Here is a 23,820-nt window from a genome sequence, read left to right on the forward strand (position 1 = left end):
TGCCTTTCCATCTGTGGCGGCTTGGCATTTCCTTACCTGCGTAGCCGTATGTTTATGAACGAACCCCATCAAAACCTCAACTCGCCGGGGCCCTGGGCCCAGTGGTAGGCCAAGAAACTGGCGCGCCAACCGGTCTATAAACATCGCGCACAAACATACAAACACTCCATTATTCTCTCGCTGAAGCACCATTGCCACGCCAAGCCGTGTCTTCGGCATGCCCTGTGATGGTGCTTCCCCCTTCCCGTGCATCGGTGGTTTCCTTCGGTGAAAGGAGCACCGCTGCAAACTCCGGATGTCTCGTCGCATTTCAAGCTTGCCGAGGAGTGGGGCAAGCGAAAGGCGGCACAATCACCCCCGTGGTCAGATAAGAAGTGGACCCGCATAGCTCTATTTCTCGGCGTGGAAGTCGAGGCGGAACAGACTCGCTTCACTTCTCCCAGTAATGGGAGGGGTGCCGTGTGAGCGAGGTCCCCGGCTTCTCTCCTGAGGTCTTCGCTGCTGCTCAGCGCGCCTCGATGCCGGACTTTCCCCGGTGGTATCAGATGGTGCGGGCTACGGGCGGGTGTGCTGAGCCGATTCGGCTTCAAGGTCACCGGATCACGTTCGACTCTGCCCTAGAGATCCTGGATGTGTACCGGACGGCTGATGAGCCGACCGGGTACCTGCTGACCGCGTGTGGCAACCGTCGCGCCTCGCGCTGTCCGGCCTGCTCTGAGGTGTACCGGGACGACACCTATCATCTGATCCTGTCCGGCCTGCGGGGCGGTAAGGGCGTCCCTGAGGACGTGGGCGGGCATCCTCGCGTGTTCGCGACCTTCACGGCCCCCTCGTTCGGGGCGGTCCATGCTCGACGTGAGAGGGACGGCAAGCCGCTGCCGTGTCGTCCCCGGCGTGACAACCCGGTGTGCGAGCACGGCAGGCCGCAAGGGTGCGGGGTGCGTCACGGGGAGGATGATCCCCAGGTCGGGCAACCGGTCTGCGTGGACTGCTACGACTATGTCGGCGCGGTGCTGTGGAACGCTCACGCGGGCGAGTTGTGGCGGCGGTTCACCCAAGCACTCCCGGCCACCTTCGCCCGTCTGCTCGGAGTGTCACGGGCCGCGCTGCGGCGTCGGCTTCGGCTGTCGTATGCGAAGGTCGCCGAGTATCAGGCGCGGGGCCTGGTCCACTTCCATGCCGTGATTCGCCTCGACGGCCCCGAGGGGCCTGCCGATCGTCCCCCGGACTGGGCAACGGTCCCGGTGCTTCAGGCGGCCATCCGTGAGACGGCGGCGGGGGTCTCGGTGCCCGTGCCTGAGGAATCTCCCTCCTTCGTCGGCCGATGGGGCCAACAGCTCGACGTGGAACCGATCTACGTGGCTACCTCGCTGGAGGGGCTGGCGGATCAGCGGGTCGCGTCCTACATCGCCAAGTACGCGACCAAGGGTGCCGAGTCAGCCGGGACGGTGGATCGGCCGATCCGGCAGATACGTGACGTCGCGTTTCTGGAGGTGACCGAGCACGCTCGGCGCATGATCTACACGTGCTTCGTCCTGGGGGACCGTCCTGAGTATCGGCTGATCCCGTTTCGGCAGTGGGCGCACATGCTGGGCTACCGGGGGCACTTCTCGACCAAGAGCCGTCACTACTCGACCACGCTCGGCACGTTGCGGCAGGCTCGGGCGGATCATCAGGCGGAGGAGTCTCGGAAACGGCGGGGCTTGCCTGATCCTGGCGAGCGGGAGACGGTCACGGTCGGGGAGTGGCGGTTCGCGGGAAGCGGCTACCGGCATGGTGAGGCGTTCTGGGCTGAGGTCGCACGGGGACGCATCTCGGCAGCTCGGAAGCTCGCACGGGAACGGAATCGCAGAGAGTCCCCCGGCTGACGGGTGGCCAACCCCGCGCTGAGTGGTGCGGCCGGCGTCAATGCGAAGCACCCCGAAGGGGCCGCGAAGCGGTTGAGGCCGGCGGCACCACGTCACTAGGTCGTAAGGCCGTAAGCCACACGGACCTAGGTCTTTGACTTAGCCTGGGAATCGGAGTTGTCCCCCAGGGAGGGGTAGAGCCATGGCCGATGGCAGCTCGACAATCGGAAAGCGTCTCCGGTCGCTTCGCCTGGATCGCGGCTACAGCCAACAAGAGCTGGCCAACCGGGCGGGTGTAAGCCTCGATCTGGTCTCCCTCCTGGAACGCGATGTTCGTGAGTCCATGTCGTGGGCCTCAATGGTCAAGCTCGCTCGTGCCCTCGACGTCGACCCCGGCGTGATCGCGGGGAAGAAGCCTGCGCTTGACCCTGTTCCCGGAGCGGCCGTCTTGAGCGTGCGCGACGCAGTGATCAATCCGGGCCTACTTCCCCTGCTCCATCCAGATCACGAGGGAGAGCCCGCCGACGCGGCTAGCCTCTGGCGCTTGGTGGAGCGCTCGTATGGTGCCTACTTCGGTGGTGAGTTCGGAGTCTTGGCGGCAGATCTTCCGAACCTGATCAATGAGTGCCGCCTGCTCCATGCACATGATTCGGGTGCCGGTGCCGCTGCGCTGGCCCATGCCTGGCAACTCGCTGCCTGCGTCCTGGTTCACACCGGACGTGACGACGCTGCCGCTATCGCTGCTGAACGTGCCATCTTGGCGGCCAAGGACGGCAACGACGCCTGGCGTCTCGCCACGTTGTACGGCACGTACTCATGGGTCATGCTTCATCAGGGGCGGCTTGACGAGGCGGAACGACTCGCCACGTCGGCGGCCGATGAGATCGAACCGGCCATGTCCAAAGCTCCGGCAGAGCAGATCACCGCGTGGGGCGGGCTCATGTTGCACGCGGCTGTGTCCGCTGGTGCGCGTGCCGACGGTGAGCGGGCAGGGGAGTACCTACGTGTTGCTGCGGCCGGTGCGGCTCGGGTGGCCAAGGACCGGCATGATTACTGGGTCTCGTTCGGGCCGTCACATGTTGCGGTGCAGACCACGCACATCATGACTGCTCTGCATCAGCCTGACGCGGCGCTGACTGCGTCCCAGGGAGTACGGCGCGAAGACCTGTTCAAGGTCCAATTCGGACGCCACCTGCTCAACGAGGCGCGCTCGCTGTTGGAACGTCGCCGTACCGATGAGGCCGTGGAGGCGACCGTACGCGCTCGGAAACTCTCGCCCGAATGGTTCCGACACCAGGGGTTCGCGAGGACTCTCACGTCTGATCTCGTTGAGCGTAAGACTCGGCTTACCGCTCCCTTGCGGAGCCTGGTTCAGGAGTTCGGGGGCGTCAACTAGATCAGCCCGTACACCCTGTACGGGTAGGTGGTCTCCCACCGATGAGCCCTGACGCTGCGTCCCTCGTAGTCACAGTGAGTTGCCCTTACCGTCCAAAGCATGGGCTTCCGAGACGCAAGCGAACTGCACTACTGGGACGCGGACGACGACATCGTGAGCCGGTTGCGGAACCGGTTCCCCCGTTGGCGCGTCTGGCGGGGGCAAGACGATCAATGCCAGCCGTCCGGCTGGTACGCCACCCGTTCGGACGTGATCTCCGAGAAGGACCTCATGCGGGGCTTGTGCCGCACGGTCGACGCCGACAGTGACGGTGACCTAGCTCGACTCCTCGATGAGCAGGAGCGCATCCAACGGGACGCTGTCCGTAAAGGCCAGACGGTCACGAGGGGCTAAGCGGTGATCGTGACCGCTCCGATCCTTCCTGAGCTGTCGAGTCGGCACCCCGCGGTGACGGTGGCGTTGCGGCTCTCGCGAGAGCTGGAACGTCACGGGATCTGCTCTGACGTTCATGAGGGCACGGGGCTCGCGTTGGTGTCGGTGTGGGTGGACCTCGTGGTCTGGACGGATGGCGCCTGCTACATCTGGTGGTCCGGTGCCGTCTCCTCCAAGGGGCGACGCCTGCTCTCGTACTGCTCGACCGACGATCCGGTCTCGGCCGCTCGTCGCGTGGCTGCCCGATACGTGGACCTGCGCAAGGGGCACCCGTACTCACATGTGATCGCGGAGGCGCTTGCCTCGATCGGCGTGAGCATCCCGGCCGTGGAGACGTCTGGGAATGGGGGCTGACCGGTGGCAGCCACGACACTTAACGCGTTGACCGCACGGTACGGCATGCGCTGGGAGATCTCCGAGGGGATGGGGGGCGGGTTCTACGCGGTGCGTCGTCACGGTGTGTCTCAGAGCGCTCTCGATCGCGGACTGTCCAACGTGCGATGTGGGGCCACGCTTGACGAGCTGGCAGCGCATCTGGACACCGAAACGCGGCTTGAGAACCGAGCACCCTCGGCGCTGCGGTTCTAACAACCAAGATCACGTCGCGCGGATGGGCGAGGGTATAGCAGTCCGGTGCGACGGAGCCCCCCACGGGGAAGCACTGGGTGGGGGGCTCATCAATCTTTCGGCAAACGCCATGCAGGACCATAACCATGCTGCTCGGTGGGCTGGTGCTGAGGGACGAAGCGCCGGACCTCCGATCGCCCCCAACCCCGTACGTAGATCAGCCACCCTGTGGCGATCGTGAGGGCGTGGTGGTGGCTGCCTGACTGGTACAGGCTGTGTGCTGTCGGGGGCCGTCGCCTGAGGACGGCGCGCCCCCGGGACCGGCCCCAAGGCCGCATGCCCGGGGAGCGCTGGCCGCCCGCAGGGCGGCGGCCCCCGGCGAGCGAAGCGAGCCTTTAACCCTGTAGAGAAGATCCTCGCCGAAACGGCTCTGCCCTCGGCTGAGTTGTATGCGTTGTGCTCGGTGTCCGTGGGGATCGGGGCTGTGATGGCACCCGGCGCGAAGGCTCTCAAGTGTCCTGCCAGCACAGCAAGCCCCCTGTAAGCGGCCTGCAATTGGAGCTGTAAGCAGCCTGCAATGGGACGGGTTTTCACTGGTAGCACGAACCCCGGAGCAAGAGCCGGGGAGCACCCCTCAGTCTGGGAGATCCAAAATGCGTCGCTCCGTCCGCACCCTTCTCGGCATCGCCGCCGCCTCAACCGTCCTCGCCGTCGGCGTCCCTGCCTTCGCCTCCTCCGCGTCGGCGTCCACCCAAGGAACCGCGCGCAAAGTGTTGCTTGAGGACGACTTCTGGGGCTACAACTACTCCAAGTACTTCCACGGCTCGCGGGCCAAGGCCAAGGGCCACGTCTACGAAGAGAACGACGGCAGCTTCCACGTCGAGGGCAAGCTGTACGACAAGAACTCCCCGAACTGGCTGTGCGGCTACGTCCAGGTCAAGTTCGAGAACGAGGACGGCGACGAGTCGACGTACTGGGCGAAGAAGTGCGGCTCCAGCGGCTACCGCTACTTCCACTTCTACGAGGACGACGTCGACAACATCCAGGTCCGGGTCTGCTACTACGACAACAACCACGGCACGAAGAAGTACTGCGGCCGCTGGGACTACATCTACGAGGCAGACGAGCAGTAATCCTCAACGCCGAACGCGAGAGACCGATGGAAAACAGGGCAGCCCGCCCGGAAGCCACGAAGGCCTCCGGGCGGGCTGTCTGTTCCATGGGTTCATAGAAGGAACGGGGATCTCACGCCGCTTCCACGAGGCCGAGCCTCGCGTGCATCCGTTCTCGGACCTGCGGCCATTCGGTGCTGAGGATCGAGTAGTAGGCGGTATCTCGGACCGTGTCGTCGGCGCCTCGGCTGTCCGCCCGCCGCACCCCGTCGAGGTGTGCGCCGAGGGCCTCGATGGCGGCCCGGGAACGTACGTTGCGTACGTCCGCCTTCAGGGTGATGCGGTGGACCTGCCAGGTCTCGAAGGCGAGCGAGAGCATGAGGTACTTGCTCTCCCGGTTCACGCTGGTGCCCTGGGCCGATGCGGCCAGCCAGGTGTAACCGATGTCCGCCACGGACGGGACCTCGCCCACCACGCCACGCGCGCCGGGAGGCCAGGGCAGGGGGCCCTGCCAGTACTCCAGGTGCATCAGACGGGTGGCACCGACGATTCTGTCGGTGTGCAGCCACCGGATGGCGAAGGGCACAGTTCGGCCCTCCGCCTGCTCAGCCAGAGCCGCCTCGACGTACGAGGTCATCTCTTCCCGGCCAACGGGAACGCGAGTGAAGGCGTAGGTGGAGCGGTCTTCACTCGCCGCGGCGACCAGGTCGTCGACCACCGCGTGGCTGAGAGGTTCCAGGCGCACGGAGCGCCCGGACAGGGTGACAAAAGCGGGCATGAGCACATGATGGGGGCTCTCTTGTAGACGCTGCACCAAATCGGATGGAACATCTTGGGGGGCGTCCGCGAGAGCAGTGATCCAAAACAAGAAATCGCAGGTCAGATGGGTGATCCCGGCCGTCGCCGGCAGGGGGTGAACAGTAAAAGTTCGGTAATGCAGATCACGGAGTCGCCGGGGCCAGCGAGCCGGGAATCCAGGCCACGAATCGCCTCCTTTCGCTGAACCCCGCGAGCGCCTCTTCCAGGTGCCCTAGAGAGGCCGCGACCCAGGGCAGATCGAGCGGCCGCTCGGCGTTCAGCGTGGCCAGCCGCTGCTCCTCGCCCTCGCCGTACAGCAGGCTCGTGGCGACCCGCACGCGGTGGTTCCCGGGCGCGTCGCCGAACGCCGAGCCCGGCAGCACGCCCACCCCGTGCCCGTCGAGCAGCGCGGAGGCGAGCTCGGCGGAGGTGGTGAACCGACGAAGGGGCGCGAGGTCGGGGTAGAGGTAGAACCCTCCCTGCGGGTACGTCAGGCGGGCGCCCGCCCTCGCGAAACGGTCGGCCACCGCCCGCGCCACGATGCCGTGGAGCCTCCTGCTCGCGGTGACGCGCTCGACGAGCTCGGGCGGCTCGGTGTACGCGTACGCCGCCGCGTGCTGCACCGGGGTGGCCGGGCTCGACCAGATCTCGGAGGCGACGGCGAGAAGCCTGTCGCGCAGGGGCGCCGACGTGAGCCGTGCCACCCCGATGCGCCACCCGCCGATCGCGAGGCTCTTGCTCAGCCCGCTGGTGACGACGGTCCGCTCGGGTGCGATGTCGGCCGGGCTCAGGAATGCCGCGCTCTCGTCGTGGACGAGGTCCCGGTAGATCTCGTCCGAGATGATCATCAGGTCCAGTTCACGGGCGACCTGGACGAGACGGGTGACGGTCTCCGGGGCCGCCAGCCTGCCCGTCGGGTTGTCGGGCAGGGTCAGCAGGACCGTGTTCACCGTACGGCCCTGAGCGCGCGCGTGCAGGACGGCGCCCGCCACCTGGTCGGGATCCGGCGTCCCCCCCTCGCCGGGGGGCGCGGGAACCAGGATCGGGCGGACGCCGGCGAGCTCGGCCTGGGCCGCGTAGCTCACCCAGCTCGGCATCGGCAGCACGATGTCGCCGCCGATCGCGAGCAGGAGCGCGTACAGCAGGGGCTTGCTTCCGGGGCCGCAGACGACCAGTTCGGGATCGGTGGGCAGCCCGCGCCGGGCCCAGTAGCCCGCCGCCGCCTCGCGGAGGCCGTGGGCGCCGGCGACGGGTCCGTAGCAGTTCTCCTGCGAGGCCTCGGCGAGGCGATCGCGCAGTGCCGGGTGGACGGGAAGGCCTGCCTCGCCGAAGGCGAGGTTGAGGACCCGCTGCCCGGCGCGGCGTCTTCGGGCAATGTCCTCATTAGCCGCCAGAGTGGCAGAAAGCGTGATGTTCACGGTCATAACCTCCTGGTACGGGGGAACGTCCCCAAGCTTGAGCGGGTACACCCATCAGTACAAGCGAGGCTTTTCGTGGGTGACCATAAGGAGAAGCGATGCTCGACGTCCGGCGCCTGGCGTTGCTCCGCGAGTTCGCGCGCAGAGGGAGCATCGCCGCGACCGCCGCCTCGCTCGGGTACAGCGCGTCGGCGGTCTCCCAGCAACTGGCGGCCCTGGAACGCGAGACGGGTTCGGTCCTGCTGGACCGTACGTCCCGGAGTGCCGAGCTCACGGACGCGGGGCACCGTCTCGTCGAGCACGCCGAGCGGATCCTCGCCATGGTGGAGGCGGCCGAGTCCGACCTGTCCGCCCACGCGGCCACTCCTTCTGGTCGCGTCGTCGTGACCGCCTTCCCGACGGGTGCGGTGGCGTTCGCCCCGGTGCTCGCGAGGTCACTGCGCCGCCACACGTCGCTGTCGCTCCGGCTACGCCAGAGTCGCTCCGGGCGTGGCATGCGGGAGGTACAGGCGGGCGAGGTTGACATCGCGCTCGTGGACGACTGGTACGGGAGCCTCCGCGCCCGCGACACCGAGGCGTTGCGCGTCATGCCGCTGCTGGTCGATCCGCTCGTGCTGGTGGTGCCCCGGCGGCACCGCATGGCCGACCCGTCGGTCCCCGTCGACCTGTGGGCGCTGCGCGACGAGCCGTGGATGGCCACCCCGGACGGCGAGCCCTCCCGCATGGCGGTGGACAGGCTGCTCTCCGATGTGGGCGGCGCCCACCCGGTGCCGTGGGAGTTCGAGGGCCTCGGGACCATCCTGAGCCTCGTGGCCAAGGGCATCGGCATCGCCGCCGTGCCCGCGCTGGCGCTCGCCGCCGGCGTCAGGGGCGTCGCGGTGCGGGAGTTCCCCGGCGACCCGGTCACCCGCGAGGTGCAGGCCGTGGTCAGGGCGTCGAGCGTGAACCGCCCGTCCGTGGCCGCGACACTGCGGGCCTTGCACGTGGCGGCGCGCTATCTGGCCGCCGATCTGGCACCGGTGCGGTCCTCCGCCGAGTAGGGCATACGGAAACCGGTACGGCCCCCGCCGTGGTGCCTGGCGGGAGCCGTACGGAGCGCGGTGCGTCAGCAGTCGACCAGGTCGGGCTGCTGGTTGAGGATCTGGGCGCGTGCGGTGACGAACTCCGCGTGCGCCTTCTCGGCCGTCGGGTCGAACACGGCGACACGGTGGCAGTTCTGGAAGGCGAGCCGCACGCCGAAGTGCCGCTCCAGCGCACCGCGCATCGAGTCACTGGCCAGGCACCGCAGGAGCTGGCCGCGCGCCGCCTCGTCCGGTGGTGGCGTGTGGTTGTCCGCGAACTCGGCGCCGCTCTCCTGGCGTTGCCGCACCAGTCCGGTGATCAGGGTCCAGGCGTACGGGAGGGAGTCGCGGACGCAGGCAAGGAACGCCTCGTCGTCGACGTCACCCGCGCGTGCCTGGTCGATGAGCTCGTTCGGAACGGTCAGCGACATGCTTGGTTCTCCTCTCGGGAGGGACGAACTCGACGTTAGGCGTCGCGTCGCCCCGGCTCCAGGTGGCGTTATGGGAACAGTCGCGTAAGCGGCCGCCCGTCATCCGGCTCCGACGGTCGGGCGCTCGCCGAAGACGAAGTCGTGGTCGATCTGCTGGAGAAGGTCCTCGCCGGTGGCCCGGTTGGCCCACGCCCGCGCGTTTCGCGTGTGGAACTCGATCGCCTGGCGGCCGAACCTCTCCCAGTCCTTCTTCTGGGCGCGCAGGTGGCTCATGAGCACCGTGAGAGCCTCCCGGTTGGCCGGTTCGAGGTCGTCGAGGGTGAACGCGTGGCCCTGCTCCATGGACCGGACGGCCGGCGAGTGCTCCAGGCACACCAGCAGGTCGTCTCCGACCTGCTCCCGGAGGAAGGCGACGTCGGCCTCGGAATGGACCTTGTTGCCGACCACCGCGATCGGCACGTCGAAGTCGCGGGCGTGGTCGCGGTACTGGCGGTAGACGCTCACGCCCTGTCTCGTCGGCTCGGCGACCAGGAAGGTCATGTCGAACCGGGTGAACAGCCCGGAGGCGAAGGAGTCGCCGCCCGCCGTCATGTCGACGATGACGTGCTCCTCGGGCCCGTCGACGAGGTGGTTGAGGAAGAGCTCGACCGCGCCGACCTTGGAGTGGTAGCACGCCACGCCCAGGTCGTCCTCGCTGAAGGGGCCGGTGACCATCAGCTGGAACCCCTGGACGCCGGTGGCGAACCGCTCCATGAAGAAGGGATCGGTGACGCTCACCAGCCGCGACCCCCGGCCGGGCGGAGTGGTCTTGACCATGGACGAGGCGGAGGTGACCCGGGGGTTGCCGCCCCGCAGATACTCCTTGATCTCGCCGATATGGGCGCCCAGCGGCTGGGGCAGCGCCGACGGGTCGAGCCCGAGCACCAGCCCGAGGTGCTGGTTGATGTCGGCGTCGATGGCGACCACCTGGCCGCACTGCCGCGCTGCGTACCTGGCGAACAGGGACGAAAGCGTCGTCTTACCGCTCCCGCCCTTGCCGACGAAGGCAACTCTCATAGGTCGGATCCAATCTGATTATGAAAACCATTGCAAGTACCGAGTGGCTCATCATGCCACGTGCCTGGGCTTTCCTCAGCGGTTCATGACCAGGCGCGAGAAGTTCCTTGTCACGGTTGTCCACAGGTGGCAGGGGTTGGTCCCGCGGGCCCCGGCCGTTGAGTAGGGTTCCTGTCGTCCCGCGGCACTTACTAAGGGGTGACAAGGTGGGGGCCACTTCCACTCCACCGGCGGCCGACGAGCGCGCCGACGAGAAACTGCGTGCCTGGCTGCTGCACGGCCTGCTCCATTCCGACCGCAAGTCCGTCGGCCACCACGCCGAGCCTGCGGCCCATGAGCAGCACCGGTGGTGGCAGGTCATGTGCCTCACCGGTGTCGACTACTTCTCCACGCTCGGCTACCAGCCGGGCATCGCCGCGCTGGCCGCAGGGTCGCTCTCGCCCATCGCCACGCTGCTGCTCGTCGCGCTCACCCTGTTCGGCGCCCTGCCGACCTACCGCGCCGTGGCCGCGGAAAGCCCGAACGGCCTGGGCTCGCTGTCCATGCTCGAAGGCCTGCTGCCGGGGTGGCGGGGCAAGCTCCTCGTGCTGTTCCTGCTCGGGTTCGTCGCCACGGCGTTCGTGGTCACGATCACCCTGTCCGCGGCCGACGCCACGGCCCACGTCCTGCAGAACCCCTTCGTCCCCGACTTCTTGGAGGGGTGGAAGGTCCCGATCACGCTGCTGCTCATCGTGCTGCTCGGCGTGGTGTTCCTCGGCGGCTTCAGCGAGGCCATCGGCCTGGCCGTGATCCTCGTGGCGGTCTATCTCCTGTTCAACGTCGTGGTCGTGGTCACGTCCGTCGTGCAGGCCATCGCCCATCCGGCCATGGTGGGCGACTGGCAGCACGCGCTCACCACCGAGCATTCAGGGCCGCTCGCGATGATCGGCCTCTCGCTGTTCGTGATGCCCAAGCTCGCGCTCGGTCTGTCGGGGTTCGAGACCGGCGTCGCGGTGATGCCGCTGGTGAAGGGCGATCTTGAGCAGCGCGTCAAGGGCGCCAGGCGGCTGCTGACCGTCGCCGCGCTGATCATGAGCGTCTTCCTCATCGCCAGCAGCTTCGCGACCAGCGTGCTCATTCCGGCCGAGGAGTTCAAGGAGGGCGGCAAGGCCAGCGGGCGCGCCCTCGCCTACCTCGCCCACCAGTATCTCGGCGACCTGTTCGGCACGGCGTACGACATCAGCACGATCGCCATCCTGTGGTTCGCCGGCGCGTCGGCCATGGCGGGGCTGCTCAACATCGTGCCGCGCTACCTTCCCCGCTACGGCATGGCGCCCGACTGGACGCGGGCGGTGCGTCCCCTGGTGCTGGTGTTCACCGGCATCGCCTGCGCCATCACGCTCTTCTTCCACGCGGGTGTGGAGGAGCAGGGCGGGGCGTACGCCACGGGGGTGCTGGCGCTGATCCTTTCGGCCGCGGTCGCGGTCACCCTGTCCTCCTGGCAGCACGGCAGGCGCGGGCGGGCCGCCGCCTTCGGCGTGGTGGCGCTCATCCTCGCGTACACCGCCGTCGCGAACATCATCGAGCGGCCCGACGGTCTGAAGATCGCGTTCTTCTTCGTCGTCGCCATCGTCGTCACCTCGATCATCTCCCGGGCCACACGCTCCACCGAACTGCGCGTCAGCGCCATCGAGTTCGACGAGAAGGCGAAGAGCCTCATCGAGGTCCCTGGCAAGATCCGCATCATCGCCAACGAGCCCGACGCGCGCGACGAGCAGGAGTACGCCGACAAGGACCACGAGACGCGGCGCAACCACCACCTGCCCGACGACGAGCCCCTGCTCTTCCTGGAGATCACGGTGGGGGACGCCTCGGAGTTCCACTCCGAGCTGTGCGTGCGGGGCGAGGAGCGCCACGGATACAAGATCCTGCGGGTGGAGGGCGCCACGGTGCCCAACGCGATCGCGGCGGTTCTGCTGCACATTCGCGACGAGACGGGCAAGCTCCCGCACGTCTACTTCCACTGGTCCGAGGGCAACCCCATCGCCGCGCTCCTGCGCTACCTGGTCTTCGGCGGGGGCGATGTCGCGCCTCTCACCCGTGAGGTGCTCCGCCAGGCCGAGCCCGACGACACCCGCCGCCCCCCGGTCCACGTCGGCTGACCCGGGCCTGTGACCCGGGCCTGGTCCTTACGCGGGGTCAGGTGGCGTCGCGCGGGGTCAGGTTGCGTCGGGTCAGGTTGCGTCCGGTGGGGTGGCGTCGGGTGGGTTCGTGGCGTCCGGTGGGGTGGTGTTCGGGGGTGGTGGGGGGAGGAGGTCCTGGGGCGTGGAGATCTGGAAGCCCCAGGCGTCCGTCGCCAGGCCGTTGAAGGCGTCGGCGATGGCCAGGGCCACCGCCCCGGTGTCGGCGAGTGCCTCGTCGCCGGTCAGGGTGATCGTGCCCTCGGAGTCCTCGAAGGGGCGCACGTCCACCCTGACCACCTCGGAGGCGTACGGCATGACGGCGCGCACGGCCGAAGGGATCTCGGTCGTGGGGGTGAGGGACACCAGGATGTCGGCTCCGCCGTACATGGCGAAGCCTTCCTGGTACCGGTGGGCGATCCCGTCGAGGAGCTCGGCGGACCCCGCCTCCTCCCAGGACGGCTTCAGCGACTCGGCCGGGCGCAGGCGGTCGCTCAGCAGCGAGATCATCTCCTCGTGCGGCGGCATCTCGCCGAGGTACGCGACCGGCCCCACGGAGTCGTCGTCGGTGGGGTCGCTCATCTCGCCCCTGGTCATCGCCCAGCCGCCGAGGCGGTAGGCGATTCCCTCCGCCAGTCGCTTGTCGAGACCGTTAACGGGCAGCGGGCCGTCGGCGACGACCCGCTGAGCCCAGAGGTGGTCCTCGTCGGTGATCAGGAGCTTGCGGAGCTCCTCCTCCGTCAGTTCGAGGCCGGCCTTCACCCGGATCCCCGTGAGCACGATGTCGTCGCCGTCGGCGTGCGCGTCCGGATCGGCCAGCCGCAGGACCACGAGAAGCGCCGCCGGGCTCGGCTTGGCGGGCAGCAGAACGGTGGGTCCCGTGCGCAGATGGCCGAGAAGAAGACGCTTCGAGAGCCAGCTCATGCACATCTCCTCGTGATCGAGATACGACCGACCTTAGTAGGAATTCATCGAGCGGTGATGCCTTGTCGCCGGTTGGTGGGGCCGATTTCCTTCACCGGCGCCGCCGACTGGCAGCGAACCTACCGGGAAGGTCATCTGGGGGTGGTAAGTCCCGGAGGACGGTAGTACTTGAAGACGGCCTCCATGGTGGGGCCGAGGCGTTCCCATTCGGCCGTGGTGGTGACCCAGTCGATGACGCTGAGGCGGTCGCCCGTGACGATCATCCTCTGGATCTCGTGGTAGGGCACCCCCTTGACGGCCCAGGAATGGTAGCCGGGCCCGGTCCAGGTGCTCTCCCACTCGGCCACGACGTCGCGCTTCGCGGGGACCTTCTCAAGGCGGATCTTCCGGTACTTCCTGACCGAGCTGGAAAGGGACGTCTCGACCTCGCGCAGCAGGTCCAGCGGGTCCCTCCCGCGAGAGTCGATGACCTCCAGCCCCAGGTAGGCCGTGCCCGTACGGTCGGCCCAGGTGAAGTGGTCCTCCTGGATGCCGAGCCGCCAGCCTCGCGGCACTCCCGCCTTCCACCCCCGGCCCGCGTCGTACCACCTCAGCCTCAACCGGCTCGGGGAGGGAGTGGGCGTCGCGACCGGAGTCGCGGTCGGCGTCGTGCCGGACGCGGGAGCGGTCAGCGGAGACGCGCCGTCGCGACCGGCGCTCGCCGTGCCGGTCGGCCGCAGGACGGCCCACCCGCCGATCGCGCCCGCGACGATCACGACCGCCGCCACCCCGGCGAGGAGCTTCGTACGGCTCCCGCCCCGGGTGGGCGCGGGCGAGGGCGCCGGATCGCCGGGCGACACGATGGCGTCGAGCAGGCGCTGGGCCTCGGCGGCGCCCATCCGTTTGGCGGGATCCTTGGCGAGCAGCCCGGCCAGCACCGGGCGCAGCTCGGCGGGCGCCTTGGTCAGCTCGGCGTCCTGGGTGAGGAGCGAGGCCACCGGTCCCATGGTGCTGTCGAAGGGGGGCTTGCCGACGACCGTGGCGAAGAGGGTCGCGCCGAGCGACCAGAGGTCGGCGGAGGGCGCGGCGGGCGCCCCGGCCGCGCGTTCCGGCGCGAGGAAGCCGGGCGATCCGATCGTGCCGCTCCGCTGGGCCAAGGGGTCGCCGAGGGACGTGGCGATGCCGAAGTCGCTCAGCACCACGCGGCCGTCGTAGCCGATGAGGATGTTGGCCGGCTTCACGTCGCGGTGCACCACTCCGGCGGCGTGCGCGACGGACAGGGCGGTGAGGACGTCGCGCCCGATCGTCGCGGCGCGGGAGACGGAGAGCGGGCCCTCGCTGGCGATCACCCGGTCGAGGGAGCGCGACGGCACGAGCTCCATGATGATCCAGGGCCGCCCGTCCTCCTCGGCCACGTCGAAGACGCTGACGATGGTGCGGTGGTTGAGCCGCGCGGCCGTACGGGCCTCGCGGGAGGTCCGATGGACCATCTGGAGCTGCTGACGGGAGTCGAGCCTGTGCGGGACCAGCACTTCCTTGACCGCCACCGGCCGGTCGAGGAGCGTGTCGTGCCCCTCCCAGACCATGCCCATGCCGCCCTGACCGAGTGCTCTCACCAGCCGGTACCGCTTCACCACCAGCTGCCCAGGAGTTCCCATCCGAAAATGCCCCTTCGCGGGCGATAGATAGAGATGTCAGCAGATCGGCAGTCTTCCACAAACGCCGGCTTTGGCGCGCTCCAACCGAAGGGGTCGTACAAGACGTACGGGACGGGCCGGCATCAGGCGAGAGGCGGGAGGGAGCCGCTGGCGATGTGGGCCAGCGTGATCTCCGTCAGCGTCGTGTTCTCGAACGTCCGCAGCGCCGTCCACACCTCGGCGAGCGGCCCGGCGACCCCGGGGAACCGCTCGCTGTGGGAGGGTACGCCCTCGATCACGAGGATGATGTCGGCGAGAGTGATCTCGGTGGCCGGCCTCGCGAGCCAGTAGCCCCCCTCGGGGCCCCGCTGGCTCTCGATGAGCCCCGCGCGCCGCAGCTGGAGCAGGATGTTGTCCAGGAATCTGCGGGGGATGTCCTGGGAGCTCGCTATCCGCTCCGCGGGCACGGGGCCCGGAGGAGCGGCGGCCAGCTCCGCGGCGGCGCGCAGGGCGTACTGTGTCCTGGCGGAGATCCGCATCAGCCTACGCGCTGGTCGAGCCCCCAGCGGCGCCGGAGAGCGTTGTCGGCCGCGCCGAAACACATGTCCACGACGATGCCGATGACGAGGATCACGATCATCGTGGCCAGCAGGCCCGGGGCGTCGGAGAGCTCCCTGGCGTTGTCGAGCTGCTCGCCGATCGACGTCTGGTTGGCGATGATCACCAGGAGCTCACCCGCCATCAGCGACCGCCACGCGAACGCCCACCCCTGCTTGAGCCCCGAGAGGAACGACGGCAGCGAGGCGGGCAGGATGACGTGCCGGTAGAGCGCCAGCCGCCGCAGCCCGAGGATGTGCCCGGCCCTGAGCAGGATCGGCGGGGTGTAGTCCACGCCCGCGATCAGCCCGTTCGCGATGGACGGCGCCGCGCCGAGGACGACCACGAAGAGGATCGCGCTCTCGCTCAGCTTGAACAGCAGGATCGCCAGCGGGAACCACGCGATGGAGGGCATGGTCTGCAGGCCCGTGATCAGGGAGCCGAACGCCGCCCGCAGGGGACGCACGCGCGACACGGCCGCGCCGACGATCAGCCCGACCAGCACCGCGACCGCGAACCCGGTGACGGCGCGGCGCATCGTCACGGCCACGGCCGTGTAGAACTCGGGGTCGCCGAGGCGGGTCCAGAGGTCTCCGAGGACGGCGACGGGGCCCGGGAAGACGTACTCGGGACGCCACCCGCTGAGTACGACCAGTTCCCAGATCACCAAGACCAGCACAACGGCGGAGATCATCGGCCAGGCGCGCGACCAGACCCTCGCGGCGACGCCGCGCTGCTCCCGGTGGGACAGCTCCAGCGCGTCCAGACCGGCGATCTGTTGGGAGATATCAGCAGTCATGACGCACCATCACTTCTCAGCGCCGGCGCCGACGGGCTGCTGCGCCGGCCGGGCGTGACGCAGCACCTCCTGACGAAGCCTGTCGGTGATGCTCCCGGCAAGCTCGGCCACCTCGCCGGAGTCCGTACGGCGCGGCCGGGGGAGCGTGACGGGGAACTCCTCGATCACCGTGCCCGGCCTGCTGCTCAGCAGCACCACCCGGTCACCCAGCCGCACGGCCTCGCGCACGTTGTGGGTCACGAACAGGACGGACAGCTCGCGCTCCCGCCAGATGCGCTCCAGTTCGTCGTGGAGCAGGTCGCGGGTCATGGCGTCCAGCGCGCCGAAGGGCTCGTCCATGAGCAGCACGTCGGCGTCCTGGGCCAGGGCCCTGGCGAGCGCGACGCGCTGGCGCATGCCGCCGGACAGCTCGTGCGGGCGCTTGGCGCCGAAGCCGCCCAGGTGGACGATCTCCAGCAGCTCCTCCGCCCGCGCGCGGCGCTCCTTCTTCGACGTGCTCCTGGACGAGCTCTTCACCCGGAGCGCCAGCTCGATGTTGGCCGAGACGGTGAGCCACGGGAACAGGGCGGGCTCCTGGAACATCATCGCGATGCGCCCGCCCTTGGTGTCGATCTCCCCGGCCGTGGGGCGGTCGAGCCCGGCGACCAGGTTGAGCATCGTGCTCTTGCCGCAGCCCGAGGCTCCGAGCAGGCAGACGAACTCGCCCTTGTCCACCGACAGCGTCACCCGGTCGAGGGCGAGGAGCTCCCGGCCGTACACCTTGGAAACCGCGTCCAGCCGGACCGCGGGCTCACGCCCGTCGGCCCGGCTGGGGCGCAGCTCCTGAATCGGAGCTGTCACTTCGACTCCTCACCCAGCGGCTCGCCGGCCCGTGACCGGGAGCGCCGCGTCGGCTCTTGTGGGGTGCAGTGCTTGGTCACTTGTCGCTCACCGCCTGCTGGCCCTTGGCGGCCAGCACCTCGTTGAGGATCGTGAGGTCGTAGATGCCGTTCAGGTCCACCGGGTCGAGCAGGCCGACCTGCTGGGCGTGCTCGGCGCTGGTCACCAGGGAGGAGGCGATCGGGTCGTTGGTGAAGGTGATGTTCTTGAAGGCGCTGTCCAGCACCTCGGTCTTGAGGGGCTTGCCGGACAGGTCCTGCAGCTCCGCGTTGATCGCTTCCTTGGCGCCGGCCGGGTCCGACTGGATGTAGGCGTTGGACTCGACGTGCGCCTCGATCAGCTTCTTCACCAGGTCAGGGTGCTCCTTGAGGAACTGCTGCCTGACGATGAGGTGCGTGATCACGAACTGCTTGTTCGGCCAGAGGTCGGCCTCGGTGACGAGGATCTTGCCCTTGCTCTCCTGGATCATGCGGCTCGCGAAGGGCTCGGGGACCCAGGCGCCGTCGATGTCGCCGGTGGCGAAGGTCTGCAGGGTCTGCGCGTTCTCCTGGGGGACGATCGAGACGTCGCCGCCGCCCTTGGTGTCGGTCTTCAGGCCCTGGTCCTTGAGCCAGAAGCGCAGCGCGACGTCCTGCGTGTTGCCGAGCTGCGGCGTCGCGATCTTCTTGCCCTTGAGGTCGGCGGCGCTGTTGATGGTCGGCTTGACGACGAGGTAGACGCCGCCCGACGCCGATCCGGCGACGATCTTGATGGCCTGGCCCTTGGACTTCGACCAGGCGTTGATCGCGGGGTTCGGTCCGATGTACGTCGCGTCGATGGCGTCGGAGAAGATCGCCTCGGTGGCCGCGGGGCCGGCGTTGAAGGTGGCGGTCTTCAGCGTCGCGTCGCTGCCCAGCGCCTTGGCGAAGAACCCCTTCTTGACCCCGACCAGCGCCGTGGAGTGCGTGATGTTGGGGAAGAAGCCGAGGCGGACCTCGGTCTTGGCCGCGCCGCCGCCGGAGGCGGAAGTGTCGCCTCCGCCGCAGGCCGCCGCGAGGGCGGTCACGGCGACCGCGGCCAGTGCTGCCGCCATCCCCCGGAGCCTGCGAACCTTCATGGACTACTCCTTAATTCCTACTTAATAAGTCGGGTAGGTGTATAAGACGATATGGCGCTCCTTCTGTCAAGCCGTGGTGACGGCACGGGCACGCGTTGTTACCGGTTCGTGTCCCGTGGAGTGACGCCATCGCCATTCTTTATGCGGATATATGGCGTTATGTCTGTTTCTGGAGGGTGCGGCTTCTTGAGGGCTCAGCCGACGGTGATCCGGTACGCGTTTCCGGTGGTCGCCTGGAACGCGGCCGTGTCGTCCTCGACGGCGCAGGGCACATGGGTGCGGCAGCCGCTCAGGAACGCGGGATTGCGCAGCCGTACCTCGCCGTCGGTGCCCGAGACGACGCGCACCTCGACGACCTCGCCCTCCTGCCAGGTGGCGCCGACCGTGTGGCCGCCCCGGGCGCGCAGGCCGTCGAAGGAGCCGTACGGCCACGCGGACGGCAGCGCGGGAAGCACGTCGATCACGCCCGCGTGGCTCTGCAGGAGCATCTCGGCGATCCCCGCCGTGGTCCCGAGGTTGCCGTCGATCTGGAACGGGGGATGCGTGCTCCGCAGGTTGGGCAGGACGCCGTGCCTGAGCTGCTCGCGGAGCAGGTGGTGCGCGCGGTCGCCGTCGAGCAGGCGGGCCCAGAGGTTCATCTTCCAGGCCCTGCTCCAGCCGGGGCCGTCGTCACCGCGATGGTCCAGCGTGACCCGCGCGGCGTCGCCGTACTCGGTGCAGGGACGGATGCGGCGGCCCGGGTGCAGCGCGAAGAGGTGGGAGACGTGGCGGTGCGTGTCGTCCGGGTCGTCCCAGTCCTCCCGCCACTCCTGGAGCTGCCCGAACGATCCGACCCGCAGCCCCTCGTCCAGCTCGCCGAGGGCCTTGAGCACGTGGTAGCCGGGATCGACCCCGAGGTAGTCCGCGGCCTCGACGGTGTTCGCCAGCAGGTCCCACACGATCTGCTGCGACATCGCGGCGCCGGCCGAGAAGGGCCCGTGCTCGGGCGAGTGGCTGGGGGAGACGACGAGGCCCCGCTCCTCGGTCAGGTGGTCGAGCCAGAAGCCGGCCGTCTCGCGGAGCAGGGGGTACGCGTGGTCGCGCAGGTAGCGGAGGTCGCCGCTGAACAGGTAGCGCTCGTAGACGTGCTGGGCCAGCCAGGCGTTCGCCTCGGGGAACCAGAACGACGTCGGCCAGTCGTGCACCCCGGTGAACCCGAACGGGTTGGTGTTCTGGTGGACCACCCAGCCGGACGCGCCGAACATGGTCCTGGCGGTGATCCCCCCTGGAGCGCGCAGCCCGTCGACGAAACGCAGCAGCGGCGGCACGCACTCGCTCAGCCCGGTGACCTCGGCCGGCCAGTAGTTCATCTGGACGTTGATGTTGGTGTGCCAGTCGCCGTCCCACGGAGGCGTGGTGCTGTCGTTCCACAGGCCCTGGAGGTTGGCCGGCAGCGGGGAGTCCGACCGCGACGAGGCGATCAGCAGGTAGCGGCCGTAGGCGAACAGCAGCGTTTCGAGCGCCCGGTCGCGGGGGCCGCCGTCGCCGTACGCCGCGAGCGCCTGGTCCGTCGGTACCGCGTCCTGCGTCGCTGTCGCGAAATATCCGCCTATGTTGAGTTGGACGCGGTCGAAGAGGTCCCGGTGGTCGGCGACGTGCTCGGCCCTCAGTTCCGCGTAGCTCCGGGCGCACGCGTGGTCGACGCGCGAGGTGACCGTGACGTGCGGGTCGTCTCCGCGATAGCCCGGGTGCGCGTCCGCGTAGTCGGTGCCCGCCGAGAACACCACGGTCACGGCGTCGGCGCCGCGCACCGCCACCGCGCCTCCCTCGTCCGTACGGCTGCCACCCTCGGCCAGCACGCGGACCTGTCCCTCGAAGCGGAGCCCGTTGTCCTCCAGCGCTCCCCGGAGTGTCAGACGGCCTTCCCGCGCCCGTACCGGCGGGCAGAGCGGTGCGGCGGCGGCCGGCCGTACCGTGACGGACACCTGGCCGGGACGGTCGGCGGTGAGCCGTATGACGACCACCTGGGCCGGGTTGCTGGCGAAGTGCTCACGCGTGAAACGGACGCCGCCCGCCGAGTAGAGCACCGACGCGATCGCGGTCGAGAGGTCGAGCTCGCGGCGGTAGTCCGAGACGCCGTCCGGCGTACCGAAGTCGAGGAGAAGGTCGCCGAAGGGCTGGTAGGCGCCGAACCCGGGGATGTGACCGTCCATCCCGGCGAGGTTTCCGAGCAGGCGGGCCGCCTCGCAGGGCTCGACGCGCCCGTCCTCGGCGATCCGCCGCCTGACCTCGTCCAGCGCGCCCGGCCGGGGAGAGGGCCAGTCGCCGAAGCCGTACCCGTGCTCGGCGTCCTTCGAGCCAGGCCCGCCGGTCCACACTGTGCTCTCGTTCAGGGCGACACGCTCGGTTCCGAGCCGTCCGAACACCATCGCGCCGAGCCTGCCGTTGCCGATCGGCAGTGCGAGCCGTTCCCACGCGTCGTGCTCATCTGACTCGTCCGCGGGACGGTCGTACCACAGGGTCAGCATTTCTCCCCGATCAGCATAATGATCAAACTAAATCTTAACGGGGCGAATCAGAATTGGTTACAAGACGCGTTAAGTGTGGATTGTGGCTATTTGTCGGGGCACGGCGGCGGGACCGCGACACGCCTCGGCAGGGTCTCGCGGTTCCGCGGTCGTGCGGCGGGTCAGCTCACCAGGTGACGGGAAGCTCGACGAAACCGCCGGTCAGACGGCCGGTGCGGGTGCGCAGCCGATGCAGGGGCTCGGCCAGCTCCAGCGTGGGGAACCGCTGGAGCAGCGTGCCGAACACCACCCGGAGCTCGACCCGCGCGAGGTTCGCCCCGATGCAGTAATGCTGGGCGTATCCGAACGCGATATGAGGATCCGCGGCCTCTCGGCCGATGTCGAACACGTCGGGCGCGTCGAAGACGTTCTCGTCGCGGTTCGCCGCCGAGGTGAGGATGAGCACCGCCTCGCCCGCGCGGATCGTCACGCCGCCGACCTCGATGTCGGCCTTGGCGTACCGCACGAGCCCGTGGTCGGACGGCGCGGCCATGCGCAGGACCTCCTCCACCACGGCGGGCGCGAGTGAGGGGTCGGCGGCCAGCGCGTCGCGCTGGGCCAGGTCGCTGAGGAGGAACACGACGCCGTAGTCGATGCGGTTGACGGTCGTCTCGTGCCCCGCGAACAGCAGGCCGGCCCCGAGGTCGGAGATCTCCTTGTCGTCGGCGTCCATGTTGGCCATGTCGGACAGGACATCCTCTGCCGGGTGCCTGCGCTTCTCCAGCACCAGCCCGTGGATGTAGTCGCTGAGCTCGTCCATCGCCATGGAGGCCGCCACCGGGTCGGTCATGTTCGTCATGCCGTCGGCCAGCGCTCGGAACCGGTCGCGGTCCTCGAACGGTACGCCGAGCAGCTCGCAGATGACCAGCACGGGAAGCGGGAAGGAGAAGTGCTCGTGCAGGTCGACCGGCGGCGTCTTGGTGGCCATGCGGTCGAGGAGGTCGTCGACCAGGTCCTGCACGTGGTCGGTCAGGGCCTTCATCCGCCGGGCGGAGAACGCGGGAGCGAGGAGCTTGCGCATCCTCTCGTGCTCCTGCTTCTCGGTCGAGTAGTCGCCTCTCGGGCCGCCGAGGATCACCGAGCTGGAGATCCGCGGCGCGGCGTCGGGATCGGGGTGGGAGCGGCCGAGCCGGTCGTCGGCGAGGATCCGCCGCACCTCTTCGTAACCCGTGACGAGCCAGGCCTCGTCGCCCGCCTGGGTCCGCACCCGGCTGATGGGCGACTGCTTGCGCAGCTCGCGGTATGTCGGTGGCACATCCAGCTGGTTGCGTCGCGGAAACGGCAACTGGGGGAGATCGGACACGATGGGCGCCTTTCTCTCGCCGGCTCACGCCCTCAAGACGCGACCCGGATCGGCTGCTACACCGGATTAGCGTTCCCCGTAACCACTCTTGTCAAGACATGTCATGAGAACTGTGGTGAACCTGCACGGCCCGCACCTCAGATTTCCGGTCCCACGGACATGGATGGCTTCGCTGCCGAGGTCGAGGTGGCACAGATCACGAGGCGCATCGGCGGTCAGATCCGGTAGGCATCTGACCGATGGCGGATGGACTCCACCGAGACAGTGCCGAGGCACCGATGCTCACCGGGGCATTTCCCTGTGTGCCTGCCGTCGTGGATGCGATAGAGGACCCGCCAAGTCGACCGGCGAGCTGACATCACGCCATCGAAGGGCTCCCGGAGTTCCTTACCCACACGTCGGGGATTCTGAGCCAGCGCGACTTCGAGGAAAGTGAGCACAGCGTCCGCGACAAAGAGGGGAAGCTGCTCGGCGATGGCGCGCAGAGCTGCGGGCCTCAGCTCGATTTCGAACCGTGGAGCATCGTCTGCATCGCTCACGCGGAGGCTCGCCGCGCGGCCAGTGCGGCCCGCGCCTCGTCTAGCGTGTACCCCTCGCCCCTGCGCTGGGCCTCGGCGGACTCGTGAAGGTCGGCAACCGCCGCCGCATCGGACAGGACCGAGAGGGTTTCCTGAGTGGCCTCCCATTCGGCGATGGAGACCACGACGACGTAGGGGCGGCCGTTGCGGGTCACAGTGAAATGATCCTGTGCTTCGGAAGCCTGCGCAGCCAGTTCGGTGAACCGGTTCTTAGCCTCTGTGATCGAAAGTGGCTCCATGGCTACAATTCTAGCTAGACACGTCGGGAAGGGCCAGTCACCAGGTGAAGGCGCCGGTGAAGGATGTGGGTGCCGGGCGGTAGCCGAGGTGGGTTCTGGCGGCGGTGATGTCGAGGGTGCGTTCCACGGACAGGTGGCCTACGGCGTACCGGGTGAGGCGGGGTGGTTCCGGGCGGCGGAGCAGGTGGAACGCGGTCTCGGCGACGGCTGCCACCGGGGTGACCAGGGCGGCGGGCAGATAGGCGGGCCGTGCGTCGATGCTTCTTTCCCGCAGGATCTCGCGGAGCGCGTCGTCCAGCACGACCGGTTCGGCGTCCGTCACGTTGAAGACGCCCGTCTCCACCGGGCCTGCGGCGGCGAGTAGGCAGGCCTGCGCCAGGTTGTCCACAGAGGTCAGGCTGATCCGCTGACGTCCGTCGCCCACCGCCCACAGGCGGCGTCCGCGCACCGCGCCGAGCACCCTGGGAAGCAGCGTCGTGTCCCCCCTGCCGTACACGGCGTGCGGCCTGAGTATCACCGCCGTGTCGCGCACCACGTTCTCGGCCAGCGCCTTCGACGCCCCGTAGGCGTTGACGTACCGGCCGGCCGGGGGCTCGTCCTCGCGTGCCATCACGGTGGGCCGGAACGGGTCGTACACGCTCGCGGTGCTGACGTGGACGAACCGGGCACCGGGGAAGGCCCGCCGGACCTGCGTCGTGCCGCCCAGGTTGACCTCGACGATCTTCCGCCTGGGTCCCCAGTCGGTCACGCTGCCCGCGCAGTGGATCACCGCGTCCACCTCGGGCAGGTCATCGGGCACCGGCCCGGTGATGTCCCACGAGCGGTACGACGCGCGCGGGCCGCCAAGATGGTCACGACCGAGGTCCGCCTCGGGGCGGCGGCCGAAGGCGTACACCTGCCAGCCCCGCGCCGCCGCGGCCCTGGACACCGCGCCCCCGACGAACCCCGACGTTCCCGTCACCGCCA

Annotated in this window: 22 protein-coding genes; 7 read left to right on the forward strand and 15 right to left on the reverse strand. The window is 68.8% G+C overall.

Annotation, left to right across the window (positions count from 1 at the left end; translation table 11 throughout):
- Positions 1-518 precede the first annotated feature (518 nt).
- The 5 genes from ACGFIV_RS29415 (at position 519) to ACGFIV_RS29435 (ending at position 5,375) form a co-directional block, all read left to right on the forward strand.
- On the forward strand, positions 519-1,868 hold the full coding sequence (locus tag ACGFIV_RS29415; protein ID WP_358556305.1) for a replication initiator: 1,350 nt from the start codon (positions 519-521) through the stop codon (positions 1,866-1,868).
- Positions 1,869-2,049: 181 nt separating this feature from the next.
- Positions 2,050-3,243 carry a helix-turn-helix domain-containing protein gene (locus ACGFIV_RS29420; protein WP_358556296.1) on the forward strand — a complete coding sequence of 398 codons (1,194 nt, stop codon included), beginning with the start codon at positions 2,050-2,052 and terminating at the stop codon, positions 3,241-3,243.
- 99 nt (positions 3,244-3,342) lie between these two features.
- Positions 3,343-3,636: a hypothetical protein gene (locus tag ACGFIV_RS29425; protein ID WP_358556299.1), complete on the forward strand. Its 294-nt coding sequence runs from the start codon at positions 3,343-3,345 to the stop codon at positions 3,634-3,636.
- Between the two features lie 9 nt (positions 3,637-3,645).
- Positions 3,646-4,029 (forward strand): hypothetical protein, encoded by a 384-nt coding sequence (locus ACGFIV_RS29430; protein WP_358556302.1) that lies wholly within the window; start codon positions 3,646-3,648, stop codon positions 4,027-4,029.
- Positions 4,030-4,895: 866 nt separating this feature from the next.
- Entirely contained in the window at positions 4,896-5,375 is a 480-nt protein-coding gene (locus ACGFIV_RS29435; protein ID WP_392838263.1) for a hypothetical protein, read from the forward strand.
- Positions 5,376-5,487: 112 nt separating this feature from the next.
- On the opposite strand, the gene ACGFIV_RS29440 is transcribed toward ACGFIV_RS29435, so the two are convergent.
- On the reverse strand, positions 5,488-6,132 hold the full coding sequence (locus tag ACGFIV_RS29440; RefSeq protein WP_358547178.1) for a GNAT family protein: 645 nt from the start codon (positions 6,130-6,132) through the stop codon (positions 5,488-5,490).
- A gap of 163 nt (positions 6,133-6,295) precedes the next feature.
- Entirely contained in the window at positions 6,296-7,570 is a 1,275-nt protein-coding gene (locus tag ACGFIV_RS29445) for a pyridoxal phosphate-dependent aminotransferase (RefSeq protein ID WP_358547361.1), read from the reverse strand.
- A 98-nt stretch (positions 7,571-7,668) separates the two neighbouring features.
- Between ACGFIV_RS29445 and ACGFIV_RS29450 the strand changes: the two genes are divergently transcribed.
- On the forward strand, positions 7,669-8,610 hold the full coding sequence (locus ACGFIV_RS29450; protein WP_358547180.1) for a LysR family transcriptional regulator: 942 nt from the start codon (positions 7,669-7,671) through the stop codon (positions 8,608-8,610).
- A 65-nt stretch (positions 8,611-8,675) separates the two neighbouring features.
- Here the strand turns inward: ACGFIV_RS29450 and ACGFIV_RS29455 are convergent, their stop codons facing one another.
- Complete coding sequence (locus ACGFIV_RS29455; protein ID WP_358547182.1) at positions 8,676-9,062, reverse strand: SCO5389 family protein; 387 nt, start codon at positions 9,060-9,062, stop codon at positions 8,676-8,678.
- Between the two features lie 99 nt (positions 9,063-9,161).
- Positions 9,162-10,118, reverse strand: coding sequence for an ATP-binding protein (locus tag ACGFIV_RS29460; protein ID WP_392838264.1), 957 nt, complete (start codon positions 10,116-10,118; stop codon positions 9,162-9,164).
- Between the two features lie 206 nt (positions 10,119-10,324).
- On the opposite strand from ACGFIV_RS29460, the gene ACGFIV_RS29465 reads away from it, so the two are divergent.
- Positions 10,325-12,259: an amino acid transporter gene (locus ACGFIV_RS29465; protein WP_358547187.1), complete on the forward strand. Its 1,935-nt coding sequence runs from the start codon at positions 10,325-10,327 to the stop codon at positions 12,257-12,259.
- Between the two features lie 72 nt (positions 12,260-12,331).
- Here the strand turns inward: ACGFIV_RS29465 and ACGFIV_RS29470 are convergent, their stop codons facing one another.
- The 11 genes from ACGFIV_RS29470 to ACGFIV_RS29520 form a co-directional block, all read right to left on the reverse strand.
- Positions 12,332-13,201, reverse strand: coding sequence for a hypothetical protein (locus ACGFIV_RS29470; RefSeq protein WP_358547190.1), 870 nt, complete (start codon positions 13,199-13,201; stop codon positions 12,332-12,334).
- 131 nt (positions 13,202-13,332) lie between these two features.
- Positions 13,333-14,838 (reverse strand): serine/threonine-protein kinase, encoded by a 1,506-nt coding sequence (locus ACGFIV_RS29475; protein ID WP_358547193.1) that lies wholly within the window; start codon positions 14,836-14,838, stop codon positions 13,333-13,335.
- A gap of 122 nt (positions 14,839-14,960) precedes the next feature.
- On the reverse strand, positions 14,961-15,356 hold the full coding sequence (locus ACGFIV_RS29480) for an Rrf2 family transcriptional regulator (RefSeq protein WP_358547195.1): 396 nt from the start codon (positions 15,354-15,356) through the stop codon (positions 14,961-14,963).
- Positions 15,356-16,213, reverse strand: a complete 858-nt coding sequence (locus ACGFIV_RS29485) for an ABC transporter permease (RefSeq protein ID WP_358547197.1) — start codon at positions 16,211-16,213, stop codon at positions 15,356-15,358. Before ACGFIV_RS29485 ends, ACGFIV_RS29480 begins: the two co-directional genes overlap by 1 nt.
- Positions 16,214-16,222: 9 nt before the next feature.
- Positions 16,223-17,053, reverse strand: a complete 831-nt coding sequence (locus ACGFIV_RS29490) for an ABC transporter ATP-binding protein (RefSeq protein ID WP_358547199.1) — start codon at positions 17,051-17,053, stop codon at positions 16,223-16,225.
- Positions 17,054-17,129: 76 nt separating this feature from the next.
- On the reverse strand, positions 17,130-18,188 hold the full coding sequence (locus ACGFIV_RS29495; protein WP_358547202.1) for an ABC transporter substrate-binding protein: 1,059 nt from the start codon (positions 18,186-18,188) through the stop codon (positions 17,130-17,132).
- Between the two features lie 194 nt (positions 18,189-18,382).
- Complete coding sequence (locus ACGFIV_RS29500; RefSeq protein WP_392838265.1) at positions 18,383-20,695, reverse strand: glycoside hydrolase N-terminal domain-containing protein; 2,313 nt, start codon at positions 20,693-20,695, stop codon at positions 18,383-18,385.
- A 166-nt stretch (positions 20,696-20,861) separates the two neighbouring features.
- Positions 20,862-22,037: a cytochrome P450 gene (locus tag ACGFIV_RS29505; RefSeq protein ID WP_358547207.1), complete on the reverse strand. Its 1,176-nt coding sequence runs from the start codon at positions 22,035-22,037 to the stop codon at positions 20,862-20,864.
- Positions 22,038-22,252: 215 nt separating this feature from the next.
- Positions 22,253-22,576 (reverse strand): type II toxin-antitoxin system RelE/ParE family toxin, encoded by a 324-nt coding sequence (locus ACGFIV_RS29510; protein ID WP_358547210.1) that lies wholly within the window; start codon positions 22,574-22,576, stop codon positions 22,253-22,255.
- Entirely contained in the window at positions 22,573-22,854 is a 282-nt protein-coding gene (locus ACGFIV_RS29515; protein ID WP_358547211.1) for a type II toxin-antitoxin system Phd/YefM family antitoxin, read from the reverse strand. The genes ACGFIV_RS29510 and ACGFIV_RS29515 overlap by 4 nt, the downstream gene beginning before the upstream one ends.
- Before the next feature lie 37 nt (positions 22,855-22,891).
- Positions 22,892-23,815 carry an NAD-dependent epimerase/dehydratase family protein gene (locus tag ACGFIV_RS29520; protein ID WP_392838266.1) on the reverse strand — a complete coding sequence of 308 codons (924 nt, stop codon included), beginning with the start codon at positions 23,813-23,815 and terminating at the stop codon, positions 22,892-22,894.
- Between the last annotated feature and the right edge of the window lie 5 nt (positions 23,816-23,820).

It is taken from the genome of Sphaerisporangium sp. NPDC049003, assembly GCF_043197795.1.
Lineage (GTDB): Bacteria > Actinomycetota > Actinomycetes > Streptosporangiales > Streptosporangiaceae > Sphaerisporangium.